Origin of the sequence: Thalassotalea castellviae (assembly GCF_031846185.1) — a bacterium.
Lineage (GTDB): Bacteria > Pseudomonadota > Gammaproteobacteria > Enterobacterales > Alteromonadaceae > Thalassotalea_H > Thalassotalea_H castellviae.
In genome coordinates, this window is the sequence record NZ_JAVRIF010000014.1 from 50,219 (window position 1) to 63,808 (window position 13,590).

The window sequence follows — 13,590 nt, forward strand, 5'->3', positions numbered from 1 at the left end:
CTTTTTTACTGACCTTTTTATTATGCTATTAAATTTTTTGTTATATGAACGCCTAATTTAACGCGTTTCTACTCGCAAAAAAGTAAATCTATAACTACACTTCGAAAACCTAAGGATGATAAATAAATGGATTTATATGTCACTTGCCTGTGTTTTCTCTCGTGCGCGTGTGGGTTTAGAGTCACCGCTAGTTACCGTTGAAGTTCATTTAGCCAACGGATTACCCGCCTTTAATATTGTTGGTTTACCTGAAACCACAGTGCGTGAAGCAAAAGATCGCGTGCGTAGCGCCATCATCAATTGCGGATATGAATTTCCTGCTAAACGCATCACCATTAATTTAGCGCCCGCTGATTTACCCAAAGAAGGTGGCCGGTTTGACTTGCCGATTGCGGTTGGCATTTTAGCCGCATCAGAACAAATCCCACACCAAGAATTATTAAACTATGAATTTGCCGGTGAACTCGCCCTTTCCGGTGAATTACGCGAAGTAATTGGCGAGATCCCCATGGCGATGGCATGCGAGAAAAGTCATCGAACGTTAATCATACCAGCACAAAACGCAGAGCAAGCAAGTTGGGTGAAGGGCGCGAAAATCTTTGCCCTTAGCCATTTAACCCAATTGTATCCACATTTGTTAAAACAACAATCTTTACCTATGGTTACCGCAAAAACACCCCAGCAAAATGATAAACAATCTACCTTAGATATTTGTGATGTTATTGGTCAGCCATTAGCCAAAAGAGCGCTAGAGATTGCCGCTTCTGGTGGACATAATTTAATGTTTATTGGCCCGCCAGGCACGGGAAAAACCATGTTAGCCAGCCGATTACCCGGCATTTTACCCCCCATGACAGAAGACGAGGCTTTAGAAGTTGCTGCCATTCAATCCATCAGCCAGCAAGTGATCAATGAACAATCTTGGCAAACACGTCCCTTTCGTGCGCCCCACCATACCGCCTCTTCTGCCGCTTTAGTCGGTGGAGGCAGTCAACCACAGCCGGGAGAAATTTCGTTAGCACATCATGGCGTGTTATTTCTTGATGAATTGCCTGAGTTTGAACGAAAAGTTTTAGATGTATTACGCGAGCCTTTAGAATCAGGGGAAGTGACCATTTCCCGTGCTTTGCATAAACAAACCTACCCAGCAAAATTTCAACTCGTCGCGGCGATGAACCCGAGTCCAACAGGGTTTTATAATGATCGTCGTAGTACGCCCGAGCAAGTGTTGCGCTATTTAAATCGTTTATCTGGGCCGTTTCTTGATCGCATTGATATTCAAATTGAAGTCACCCGCTTACCGAAAGGCATGTGGAGTAAAAATTCTAAAACGAATGAAACCACAGCCAAAATTAGACAACGCGTGAAAAAATGCCGTGACATTCAATTGCAAAGGCAAGGAAAACCCAATGCACAATTAGCCAGTGCGGAAGTGCGAAAATTTTGCGTTTTATCAGAAGAAGACAATGAATTTTTAGAATTAGCCGTTGAAAAACTTGGATTATCAACACGCGCTCATCATAAAATTTTAAAGATTTCTCGCACGCTAGCTGATCTTGAAGGAGATGAAAATATTCATCGTCAACAACTTATCGAGGCATTGTCGTATCGAGCGATGGATAGAATATTACGTCACCTTAGCGAAGCAGTTTCCGTGTAAAAATGCTAATTGGTGTTTGCAATGGCAGCTAAAAATGCTTGGATCAGTGCATGCTCTTTGTTTTGATTTAATGAGCAAATGCCTAATTCAAAGGGTTCTATTTCACCAACATTTGCCAAGTACTGTACGCGATCTTTAACCGGACTGTTTTCCACCACCACATAGGGTGCCACTCCTACACCACAGCCTAAAGCGACCATACTAACCAAGGCTTCGTGCCCCGATACCGTCGCATAAATATTAGGTTTACCTTGTTGACGTCGACGGAACCAATAATCAAAGCGCTTTCTAGCAACACCGTGCTCCGGCAAGATCATCGGCACTTCATGCCAAGGTATCGTTTGATTTTTTACTAACTGCTGCACTTGGCAAGTCATGGTTGGCGCAATCACTGATAATGGAATTTTCGCCAGCGGCTGAAAATGAAACAGTCGAGAGATATTTTCAGGTTTTACCGCAATAGCCAAATCAACCGATTGTTGTTGCACTTGCTCAAAAGCATCAGCGGCATCACCGGTAGTTAACATAATTTCGACTAATGGATGTTGTTGTCTGAAACGCTCTAGCAGTGGAGGCAAATGACTATAAGCGGCAGTAACGGAACAATAAATATGAAGTTTTCCTTGCAACTGCTCTTGCTTTTGATTCAAGGAAAGTTGTAATAATTGCCACTGTTCAAGTTGCTGCTCAGCGTATTGTTGAAACTGTTTTCCAGACTCAGTTAAAACGACAGTGCGGTTGTCTCGATGCAGCAACGAAGTCCCCACTTCATCTTCAAGCCTTTGAATTGCACGACTCAAGGTTGAAGTACTGACATGGTTTGCTTCTGCTGTTCTGCCAAAATGTAAATTTTGCGCAAGGTGAACAAACATTTTTAGTGATTTAAGATCCATCAAATCCCCCATTTTAGTACATTAAAAACTATATCGTTGCGTTTTTTGCAACGTAATGATGCAAATATATCATTTTAAGCAACATAAGTCTTGCGCTATCATCGCCCCATCGTCAGAGATCGCTGACAACGAAATTAACTTTATTGGCCAAACATTTCGAACAGAACTGCCAAACGCCAGTGAAAAGGAATCAAAATGAGCAACTATTTTAATACATTAAGTTTACGTGAAAAATTAGCCCAATTAGGCAAATGTCGTTTTATGAAACGTGAAGAATTCAGCGATGGCTGTAACTTCATTAAAGATTGGAACATTGTCATCGTCGGTTGTGGTGCTCAAGGTTTAAACCAAGGTTTAAACATGCGCGATTCAGGTTTAAATATTTCATATGCTTTACGTGACGCAGCAATTGCAGAGAAACGTCAATCTTGGCAGTGGGCCACAGAGAACGGCTTTACCGTTGGTACGTATGAAGAATTAATTCCACAAGCTGATTTAGTTTTAAACTTAACGCCTGATAAACAGCATACTTCTGCAGTAACGGCTGTTATGCCTCACATGAAGCAAGGTTCAACGTTAGCTTATTCGCACGGTTTCAACATTGTTGAAGAAGGCATGCAAATTCGTTCAGATATCACGGTTGTAATGGTTGCACCTAAATGTCCGGGTACTGAAGTACGTGAAGAATACAAGCGTGGATTTGGTGTTCCAACACTTATCGCTGTTCACCCAGAAAATGATCCGCAAGGTAATGGTTTAGCCATTGCTAAAGCTTATGCTTCTGCTACTGGTGGTGACCGTGCTGGTGTACTTGAATCCTCTTTCATCGCTGAAGTTAAATCAGACTTAATGGGCGAGCAAACCATTTTATGCGGCATGTTACAAACCGCTGCTGTTTTAGGGCACAAGCAACTAGTATCACAAGGAATTGATGCAGCTTACGCTCGTAAGTTATTACAATACGGCATTGAAACCGTTACTGAAGGCTTAAAACACGGTGGCATCACTAACATGATGGATCGCTTATCAAACCCTGCAAAAATTAAAGCGTTTGATATGTCAGAGGAATTAAAAGTTATTTTACGCCCATTATTTGAAAAACACATGGACGATATCATCGAAGGTCACTTCTCTGCCACTATGATGGAAGACTGGGCGAACGATGATGCTAACTTATTAAAATGGCGTGAAGAAACCGCTGAGTCTTCTTTTGAACAAGCACCAGATTGTGACGTAGAAATTACTGAGCAAGAATATTACGACAAAGGTATTTTCGTTGTTGCTATGGTCAAAGCTGGTGTTGAATTAGCATTTGAAGCGATGGTTGCTGCAGGTATTATTGAAGAGTCTGCTTACTACGAATCACTTCATGAAACACCATTAATTGCTAACTGTATCGCCCGTAACAAGTTATACGAAATGAACGTTGTTATCTCGGATACCGCTGAATACGGTAACTACTTATTTACGCACGCTGCGCAACCATTATTGGCTGAATACGCGAGTAAATTAACCCTTGAAGAATTAGGCGAAGGCTTAAAAGAAAGCTCAAACGGTGTTGATAACGTTCGTTTAATTGAAGTTAACGAAGCAATTCGCAGTCACGGTGTAGAAAGCGTTGGTAAAACATTACGTGGTTACATGACTGACATGAAGCGTATTGTTGAATCAAATCTTTAATTTATCTTTAAAGAATAGTTAGAAGATAAGCACTTTCTCGGCCTGACATTATTGTTGAAAATAATAGTTAGGCCAAAAGCCGATATTAGTACTCTCTGGCGCTGATATCGGTTTTTTATTGCCAGAAATTTAATCATTAGGAATTTAACATGTCACAATTTAACAATGTAACCGTAGACGTAGCTGCCAATGTGTATTTTGACGGTAACGTGACCAGTAGAAAAGTAACATTTGCCGACGGTAGCTTTAAAACATTAGGTATTATGATGGCGGGTGAATATGAATTTGGCACCGAAGCTGCGGAGTTGATGGAAATAACCGCTGGTGATATTTCCATTTTATTACCCAATAGTGACGAATGGTTAGATATTCAAGGTGGCCAGTCTTTTAACGTACCGGCCAATGCAAGCTTTAAGGTTAAAGTGAGATCATTAACTGATTATTGTTGCTCTTACCTTTAATCATGAAATTTATATTCGGTGAGAAGCGCTAAATATAGCGATAGATCTCACCGGAATAATGCTGAAAAACCAGAGTTTACTCGCTTACGACTATATTTCGACCCTCGGCCTTTGCTTGATACAGTAGGTTATCGGCTTGTGCGATTGCCTCATCAAGACTATTTTGTCCCAAACAATTGACCACACCAATACTAACCGTTAATTCAATAGGTGAAATTTCCGCTAAATAAGCCTCTTGAATATCCGCCCGTATTTGTTCAGCAATATCATAGGCTGTTGCTTGATTAACATGCTTGAGCACCACCAAAAATTCATCACCGCCTAATCTCCCCATAAATGCGTTCTTTGGCAGATTTTCTTGACACTTTTCCACCACCAGCTTGATGGCTAAGTCACCCGCATAATGTCCCTTAGAATCATTAATCTTTTTAAAATTATCGATATCAAATAACAAAATTGATACTTCAATCTTTTTAAGTCTTACTTCTTTCAAAGCACGTTCACCTTCTTCAAAAAGGAAGCGGCGATTAAAGACACCCGTTAAATAATCAATTCTTGCATGATGTTTAAAGTACTGTCTCGTTTTATAAAGATAAAAACTGAATACCGAAACGGCTAAAAACAAAATCAACGCGAAAACTAAAAACAGGTAAATAGCATGCTTATCAGATTGCGCTTTTTCGATATTTAAATTTTGTATCTCAATGGTTTTCTCTAAAAGCTTTTTATCTAGCTCAGTGATATTTTGAGAATTTAATAAAGATGTGCTCTGTACGGCATGTTTTATAAATAAACGTCGTTCATTCTGCTCATGGTCAACTTGCTGATACATTTTCTTGATAGCGGTTAAATAATCACCTTGTTGGTATGCCGCGAAGGCGTTTACCAAATTTGATTTAATTTGATGCTCAGGAAATTTTGTTTTCAATTGAGATAATAAATCACCGGCTTTGGTTATTTCTCCCAACCGAAAATAATTGGAGATATTGACTTCATAAGCACTTTTAACAAAATAACGTTCTTGGGTATTTTTCTGCTCTGATAATGCCATCTCATAAGCGTTTACACTTTCCTTAATATCACCTTTGGCCAAAGCTAAAAATCCAGAGTTATAATGAGCAAAAAATAAGAAATCTTCGAAAGTGTTTTGTTGGTCAGCGAGCAAAAACATTTCATCAACATGCTGTTTTGCCTTATCAAATTCACGCATATATATCGCGTTATGAGTTAAGGTATGCAACATATTAAACATATCTTGATAATCATTTACCAACGACCACTGGCGATAAGCATTTAATAAATACTCGTAAGCTTTGGCATATAATTGATTTCGGCCATATATCAAGCCTGAAGCGTTATAAATCATCGCATGAGTGTTAGGTGATAACTTATGCTGTTTAGCAAACTTTAACGCTTGGTCTAATAAAGATAAACCTGTTGAAAAATTAGCTTTGTCATTTTGAAAACAAAAAGCATATTGCACATTCGCTCGCACCTGCATCTCTATAGAAACCGTTTCATCTAAAGTGTTATATGCAAGGGCTCTATCTGGGCAATACTGTTTAGTATCGTAAGTTTGTAAATAAGTAATATAAGAACGCTCAATCAAAGCCTTAATATAAAGCTCACGATGTGTGTTAATTGCTGATTCCAGTACTGTAACGGCATGACTATAAACGTTAAATGCTTCATCTAATTTACTATTTTCCTCTAAAGCTAATCCCAGAGATAACCAATATTCAGCTTTAATAGATAAGTCTTGATCTAGATATATATTTTCATTGTCTTGCAAATAAGCCAATCGGGTTTGAGCATTTTCTAAGCCAGCGAGAGTTTCTTTTAATCGCTCATCTTCAGTGGCATGGAGCTTACTGATGAAAACGAAAAATATAAAGGAGATGAATACTACTTTCATTTATTCTCCAACAATTTAATTAAATTAATAATAACCATACCACTGTAATCATTATTCTTTTCTTCACGGTACGAAAACGTTACTTACAATAGCTATTGTCTAAATCAATATTTTTCTATACAAGTGCTTATAGATGTTAACAAATAATCAAATCCATGACAGAGAAATTGTACAAATTAACCAATTCGCTGTGACGAGAGTACCTCATTAAGTTATGATCATCATCCTAAAATAACGGATTAAATAAATATCATGAAATTAACCAAAACGACGCAAAAACTTGATAATAATATCTGTAAGGCATTAACCATTGCTTGCGAAAACTCATTACATAAAATTGCAGGTTTTAGTTGGTTAACGCATCGAGCAAATTATACAAATTTCCCCGCCAGCCTCATTGTTACTTGTGTGTTTGAAACTGAAAATGATATTGAAGAAATGAAAGCAAAAAACCTCGCGACAGCCTTTCAGCAAGATATTCAAAAGCAATTACTTAAAATTGGCGTTATCGTAAAAAATGTTAATCAGTGTATTCATTTTGACAGTGAAGAAGCTTGCGAAAAACATCACCAAGGACAATGGAGCGAGCGATTAAAATTAAAGACCACCAAACAAAAGCCTAATATTAATAATCGTCGTATGCATTAATTGTTGAGAATTGATCAGAAAAAACACATGAAAACAGCCAATAAATATTGTATGTATTTTGCTGGGTTACGTTAAATATTGGCGTGCAATGTTAATGTAAATATTCGTTATAATTTTTTACCGAGTCTTTTTTCAATTTGTTTCTTTTCCCAGTCTGCCCCAAAAAAAGTAAACACTTCGAAAACACTCAAGCCGTGAGACAAAACACCAATGCCCCACCCAAAAGCAACCCACCATGCCCAAATGTAGCCGGGACTAATAAAATAATTAATCACAAACAAAAGTATTATCACAACCGAGTAGTTTATTAGGTGTGTGTAAAAACTTTTAATATCTTTAACGTGTTCAATAACTTCAATTTCATGATCACTAAGCTGCTCTGTTTTTGTCGGTGTCATAGTATTTCCCTCTTGTAGTTCAGATAATGGAATATCAAAAACAGCCGCTAAAGATTTTAATGATTCTAATCCTGCATTTTGTCCTCGTTCAATGCGTTGAATAGTTCGGATACTTAAGCCACTAAACTGTGAAAGTTGCTCTTGTGACCAACCATGTTTCAACCTTAATTTACGAACGATCATTTTTTATCCTTAACCAGTTGTTCTACATTTACTATGAACAAATTTAATTCTATTTGTTACGTCACGAAGGCGACAAACACATGACACCCCAATAAAAATAAGGCATTCAAACGGAAGATGTTACCGCCACACAATCTAGATTAATAGAAAATCAGCAGTTTAACTATTAATAATTGCCATAATAGCTTTACATTTACTCTCGATGATAACGCATGATTATCATTACATGGGATGACACCAGCGAGAAAAATGATAAAGTATCTCCAAATCGTCGTAAGAAATTAAAACCTTGATTTTAGTTTCATCAATCAGCAACGCAGAAATATCAACAATACAATGACAACTTGCTAATCAAATAATCCAAGGAACAAAATGAGTACTAAGAATTTTGCTGACTTACAGCGCATGGTCATGATTTCAAATGAAGAGTTTTTACTTGATAACCCGCAAAGTAAAACAGAAGTAGGATTACAAACCGCCATGCGAGAAGAGGGTTTTATGGCTGACGGAGTCGTTATTGATCAACCTTCAACATCAAAAAGAATCGTTTTTCATATGCATGACAATCACCCAGGTGTTGTAGGTTATGCGTCGGGTTATTCTGATCGCGCCAGCAACACTGAAATGCAATCGATTGAATTAGATAAAGTCAGCATTGCATTTATCAAAGAGCAAATGAAAAACCACTTCTAATTTAAGCTGTATGTCACTGAAGTAGTGTATCGACATTAAAAATGTGCAGTCAATCAAGATGATTGCTGCACGTTTTGATAAAAAGTAATAGCTGTTTAACTTGATGAAGTTAAAGCTAAACTAATGCTTTTGCCAAAAAATCCACCAACAACCTAATTTTTGGTGATAAATGGCGATTTTGAGGATAAACCGCCCAAACGCCTTCATCAGCAACTCGAAAGTTATCTAAAAACGAAATTAGTTCACCCGTTTGTAAATAATTTTCAACATAATAATCAGGTAATTGTACGATCCCCAAGCCTTTTAAGGCGGCATCAACTAAGCCTGGTCCACTATTGTATCTTAATCGGCCATTCACACGCAGATTACGCTCTTTGCCTGATTCGTTAAAACGCCAATAATCAATAGTACCTAATAAACAGTTGTGTTTTGTCAGCTCTGATAATGTATGAGGAATACCAAATTGCTGCAAATACTTAGGTGATGCACAAACATAGTTTGTTCTCTTACTGAGCTTTTTTGCCATCATAGAAGAGTCACTTAACTTACCAAGGCGAATGGCTAAATCGTAACTTTCTTCCACGAGATCAACCTGTTGATTACTCAAATATGCGGTTATTTCTACATCGCGATATTGCAACATAAAATCATTTAATAAAGGCAATATTTGCTGTTCGCCATAAGTCACTGGAGCGGAAAGTTTTATTTTACCTTGTGGTTTAGATTGTAAATTTGTGATGGCTCGTTCTGCTTCAGCTAACCCATCAAGCACACTACGACAATGCTGATAAAAAACACGCCCTTCTTCGGTTAATGAGACTTTACGCGTTGTTCTATAAAAGAGTTTTATATTCAGCCGCTTTTCTAATGCGCTTATTTGGCGACTGACTTGTGCGGTAGAAATTGCCATTTTTTTCGAAGCTTGCGTGAAGCTTTCATTTTCGGCCACGTAAACAAATTCACTAATGCCTTCCCACTGCATAGATTATTACCTATATGTAAAAGTTATTTGCATAAACACTATATTATCATTAATTGAGAAAAAGTTATGATGACTGCAAGTAATAAATTTTAATCTAAAATCACGACAGAACTTTTGTCGTGTTACGACTATATTTAACAAAGAATCTTTAACGGCTATTGGCAACAGTAAACATGCATGAACAGGTATCAATAAATAAGTGAGCACAAAACTTTGCCATGTCGTTTCAAACTAAAAAAATTTACAAACAGTACTCAATAAGCCGAATAACAAGTTAAATTGTTACAAAGCAATGTCATTAATAACCATAAAACACAGTTGGTATTTATTTTTTACCAATTATTTATGATGAAAAGCACAAGTGAGAATTTACATGACTGACCAATTTATTAAATCAAAAGCCGCAATAGCTTGGGGTCCAAAACAAGCATTATCAATTGAAGAAGTAGACGTAATGCTCCCCAAAAAAGGCGAAGTGTTAGTGAAAGTGATAGCTTCGGGGGTTTGCCATACCGACGCTTTTACATTATCAGGTGAAGATCCTGAAGGTATCTTTCCAGCCATTTTAGGTCACGAAGGTGGTGGTATTGTTGAGCAAGTGGGTGAAGGAGTTACTAGCGTACAAGTGGGTGATCATGTGATCCCTTTATACACACCTGAGTGTGGCGAATGTAAGTTTTGTTTATCTGGCAAAACTAATTTATGTCAAAAAATTCGCGAAACCCAAGGTAAAGGCTTAATGCCCGACGGCACGACTCGTTTTTATAAAGACGGTCAGCCAATTTATCATTATATGGGCTGTTCTACGTTCTCAGAATATACCGTATTGCCTGAGATATCATTAGCGAAAGTTAATAAAGAAGCGCCATTAGAAGAAGTTTGTTTACTGGGCTGTGGCGTTACAACAGGAATGGGTGCGGTAATGAATACCGCCAAAGTTGAAGAAGGGGCAACAGTCGCTATCTTCGGTTTAGGAGGTATTGGTTTATCTGCAGTTATCGGAGCAACAATGGCAAAAGCTAGCCGAATTATTGCTATTGATATTAACGAAAGTAAGTTTGATCTAGCGAAAAAATTAGGCGCAACCGACTGTATTAACCCAAGAAACTTCGACAAACCAATTCAGGATGTCATTGTTGAACTAACCGACGGTGGAGTTGATTACTCATTTGAATGTGTCGGCAACGTAAACTTGATGCGTTCGGCATTAGAATGCTGCCATAAAGGGTGGGGCGAATCTGTTATTATTGGCGTAGCAGGTGCTGGACAAGAAATATCTACCCGACCTTTTCAATTAATAACAGGGCGTGTGTGGCGCGGCACCGCATTTGGTGGTGTAAAAGGCCGTACCGAATTACCTGATTATGTTGAACGATATTTAGCGGGTGAATTCAAATTAAGTGATTTTATTACCCATACAATGCCATTAGAAGATATAAACGAATCGTTTGATTTAATGCATAAAGGCGAGAGTATCCGCACGGTTATTCATTTTGGCAAATAATTTAGCGCCAGCTTTAGCCGGTTAAAAATTTTAGTAACAACGAGCAAGATGAATAAGGAATACACATGACAACTGAACAGTTGATCGAAAATGTTAGTGCAAATAAGGTATTTGCTGGCTGGCAAAAACAATATCGCCATCAATCACATGCCTTAAATTGCGCCATGCAGTTTGCCATTTACTTACCGCCGCAGGTTTCTAATGGTGAAAAAGTACCCGTTTTATATTGGTTGTCAGGGCTAACTTGTACCGATGAAAACTTTATGCAAAAAGCAGGTGCTTTTCGCGTAGCCGCTGAATTAGGCATTGCCATTGTTGCACCAGATACAAGTCCGCGCGGTGAGAATGTTGCAGATGATGACAATTATGATTTAGGACAAGGCGCAGGCTTTTACGTAAATGCCACACAAGCTCCCTGGAATCGTCATTTTCAAATGTATGATTACGTTGTGAATGAATTACCGGCGATCGTTGAAGCCTCTTTTCCGGTCACCAATAAACGGGCAATCAGTGGTCATTCAATGGGAGGCCACGGCGCCCTAACCATTGCTATGTTAAACCCCGAACGCTATTGTTCAATGTCAGCATTTAGTCCTATTTGCAACCCAATTAACGCACCTTGGGGGAAAAAAGCCTTTACCGCTTACTTAGGCAAAGACCAATCAACTTGGAAAAAACATGATGCGAGTGAATTAATGCGACAAGCCACTCGCTTTGTGCCAGCAAAAGTTGATCAAGGGGCTGCCGATGATTTTTTAACCGAACAACTTAAGCCAGAAACGTTAGAGGCTGCGGCAATCGTTAACAATTATCCGCTAGAATTAGTGCTGCATGACGGTTACGACCACAGTTACTACTTTATCGCTTCGATGATAGAAGAACATCTACGTTTTCACGCTGCATACCTACAAAAATAAGCTAAAGCCGCCGTTTAGTTCAAAATTAACGGCGGTTGAAATGCCTTATTTTCGTTTAGTTTCACGCATTACTTCATTCATCAAAGCGAATAAATCGTCGCTAGTACTGTTAAGTGTATTTACGAATCGATTTAGTTTTCTTTATCTTTTAACTCAGAATTTTTTAACCACTTTTTCTTTAGCCATTTCCAACCATAAACGAATGGTAGAAACAGAATAAACCAGAACTTTTTAGCAAAAATAACTGCCGCAGCGAGTACTCCAGCTTTTGCTGCAGCTTTGCCAGTGGCAAGCTTATAAACTAATGCACCAACACCAGCAGCCGCTATGCCATCTTGCCCCGGAATATAATCTGCGTAGCGAAAGCCTTCACTATAATAATAATTTTCAAGTATTGGTTTAAGTGCAACTTCAGAGCTAGTAAATTGATCGGGTGAGCCTATCCACAATATTTCTGTATATCCTTCGCGCCCAAGCTTTAATGCTTTAGCATTAATAAAACCATTATTCTCTGAATCATGACCCGAAATAGCCCAATATACCGTGTTATTTTCCTTGTCTAAAAAAGGCTCTTGCGCCCATGCGTCAACAAAAATATCTAAATACCCATCACCACGCAATTTATTAGTTTCAATAGTGCCTTCTTTAATCTCCTCTAACATCTGATCTTTATCAATATTATCAGCCCAATCATCTTGAGTTAAATAGCCAATTTTATTGATGGTATAGATCACTTGAGAATCAGCTTCTGGGCCTTGTATTCTAAGAATTGCTGCATCAGGTTGATAGTTTTTGTGTCCTTGCGTAATAAACATATATTTACTAGCTTCCTCTCCAATAACTAAAAAGTCATTTTCAGTGGTGGTCACTGTCGCTTGATCATTAGCTATTGAATAGGATCTAGGTTCTTGCTGCCAGTTAAGGGCTTGTAGTTTGGCAATGATCTCTTCTTGATTAGCGCTTGCCTGCACTAAGTAAATAGAAAGTAAAAATGTAAGTATTTTCATAACAATCCTTTGTTTATGTTATTTGTTTATAATATTGAACGAAGCGAATATAGCCAACGGTAAATTTTGTCCTTGTTTAATTTTTTGTTCTGTTTTGATTACCCCATTCGCTTAACTTCAGATGAAATTTTAACTTTAACGGGTATTTTATTAAGGTTAGTTTCAGAAGGCTTATACTGTTGCTTTGGCATTTTATCTAGAAGTTTTTGAGTTATCCACCCATCAGGAATAGAGTTGATTAGTTCTTTACTAACTTCAGTACCGTTGGAATCAATAGTAATAAAGTAAGACGCTTTTCCTGCTCCTTTTGGCAACCAGTCAGGGCGACCAGATAACATTATGACTTTGGAAGAGTCATATTTCCAATATTGACTTAATTCAGAGGAATCGATCTCTACGGTTTCTCCAATAAAGGTTGGGCCTTTCGTGGCGCTACATCCAACTAACCAAACCGTAAGTAAAATTACTAATAAAATAAATTTATCCATAAAACTCATCCTTGACTCAATATTGATTTTGAAACATAACGCTTCAATAAGCGGTACATAACAGTTGATTAAAATAAACGACGCAGTAGTAAAAGCCAACTTGTTATAAAGCTATTGGTACGTACTACCGTTATGCTTTAACCAGCCGCCAACATGACGAC

General features: G+C 38.1%; 13 protein-coding genes. 7 read left to right on the forward strand and 6 right to left on the reverse strand.

Annotated features, from left to right (window positions below; translation table 11 throughout):
* Nucleotides 1–136 precede the first annotated feature (136 nt).
* Complete coding sequence (locus tag RM573_RS17280) at nt 137–1,660, forward strand: YifB family Mg chelatase-like AAA ATPase (protein WP_311585056.1); 1,524 nt, start codon at nt 137–139, stop codon at nt 1,658–1,660.
* A 5-nt stretch (nt 1,661–1,665) separates the two neighbouring features.
* On the opposite strand, the gene ilvY is transcribed toward RM573_RS17280, so the two are convergent.
* On the reverse strand, nt 1,666–2,553 hold the full coding sequence (gene ilvY / locus RM573_RS17285; RefSeq protein WP_311585059.1) for an HTH-type transcriptional activator IlvY: 888 nt from the start codon (nt 2,551–2,553) through the stop codon (nt 1,666–1,668).
* 195 nt (nt 2,554–2,748) lie between these two features.
* Here ilvY and ilvC point away from each other — a divergent pair, with 195 nt between their 5' ends.
* Nucleotides 2,749–4,233, forward strand: coding sequence for a ketol-acid reductoisomerase (ilvC, locus tag RM573_RS17290; RefSeq protein ID WP_311585062.1), 1,485 nt, complete (start codon nt 2,749–2,751; stop codon nt 4,231–4,233).
* Nucleotides 4,234–4,382: 149 nt separating this feature from the next.
* Nucleotides 4,383–4,694, forward strand: a complete 312-nt coding sequence (ppnP, locus tag RM573_RS17295) for a pyrimidine/purine nucleoside phosphorylase (protein ID WP_311585064.1) — start codon at nt 4,383–4,385, stop codon at nt 4,692–4,694.
* A 76-nt stretch (nt 4,695–4,770) separates the two neighbouring features.
* Here the strand turns inward: ppnP and RM573_RS17300 are convergent, their stop codons facing one another.
* Entirely contained in the window at nt 4,771–6,609 is a 1,839-nt protein-coding gene (locus RM573_RS17300) for a GGDEF domain-containing protein (protein WP_311585067.1), read from the reverse strand.
* A gap of 252 nt (nt 6,610–6,861) precedes the next feature.
* On the opposite strand from RM573_RS17300, the gene RM573_RS17305 reads away from it, so the two are divergent.
* A complete protein-coding gene (locus RM573_RS17305; protein WP_311585070.1) occupies nt 6,862–7,257 on the forward strand; it encodes a Fis family transcriptional regulator in 396 nt (131 codons plus the stop codon).
* Nucleotides 7,258–7,364: 107 nt separating this feature from the next.
* On the opposite strand, the gene RM573_RS17310 is transcribed toward RM573_RS17305, so the two are convergent.
* Complete coding sequence (locus RM573_RS17310) at nt 7,365–7,838, reverse strand: 2TM domain-containing protein (protein ID WP_311585073.1); 474 nt, start codon at nt 7,836–7,838, stop codon at nt 7,365–7,367.
* A 372-nt stretch (nt 7,839–8,210) separates the two neighbouring features.
* Between RM573_RS17310 and RM573_RS17315 the strand changes: the two genes are divergently transcribed.
* Nucleotides 8,211–8,531, forward strand: coding sequence for a hypothetical protein (locus RM573_RS17315; protein WP_311585077.1), 321 nt, complete (start codon nt 8,211–8,213; stop codon nt 8,529–8,531).
* A 115-nt stretch (nt 8,532–8,646) separates the two neighbouring features.
* Here the strand turns inward: RM573_RS17315 and RM573_RS17320 are convergent, their stop codons facing one another.
* Nucleotides 8,647–9,513 carry a LysR family transcriptional regulator gene (locus RM573_RS17320; protein WP_311585080.1) on the reverse strand — a complete coding sequence of 289 codons (867 nt, stop codon included), beginning with the start codon at nt 9,511–9,513 and terminating at the stop codon, nt 8,647–8,649.
* Between the two features lie 373 nt (nt 9,514–9,886).
* Between RM573_RS17320 and RM573_RS17325 the strand changes: the two genes are divergently transcribed.
* Both RM573_RS17325 and fghA read left to right on the forward strand, forming a co-directional pair.
* On the forward strand, nt 9,887–11,017 hold the full coding sequence (locus RM573_RS17325; RefSeq protein ID WP_311585083.1) for an S-(hydroxymethyl)glutathione dehydrogenase/class III alcohol dehydrogenase: 1,131 nt from the start codon (nt 9,887–9,889) through the stop codon (nt 11,015–11,017).
* 65 nt (nt 11,018–11,082) lie between these two features.
* Nucleotides 11,083–11,934, forward strand: a complete 852-nt coding sequence (gene fghA / locus RM573_RS17330) for an S-formylglutathione hydrolase (RefSeq protein WP_311585086.1) — start codon at nt 11,083–11,085, stop codon at nt 11,932–11,934.
* Between the two features lie 131 nt (nt 11,935–12,065).
* Here the strand turns inward: fghA and RM573_RS17335 are convergent, their stop codons facing one another.
* Both RM573_RS17335 and RM573_RS17340 read right to left on the reverse strand, forming a co-directional pair.
* Complete coding sequence (locus tag RM573_RS17335) at nt 12,066–12,941, reverse strand: DUF2167 domain-containing protein (RefSeq protein WP_311585089.1); 876 nt, start codon at nt 12,939–12,941, stop codon at nt 12,066–12,068.
* 98 nt (nt 12,942–13,039) lie between these two features.
* Nucleotides 13,040–13,429, reverse strand: a complete 390-nt coding sequence (locus RM573_RS17340; RefSeq protein ID WP_311585092.1) for a hypothetical protein — start codon at nt 13,427–13,429, stop codon at nt 13,040–13,042.
* Between the last annotated feature and the right edge of the window lie 161 nt (nt 13,430–13,590).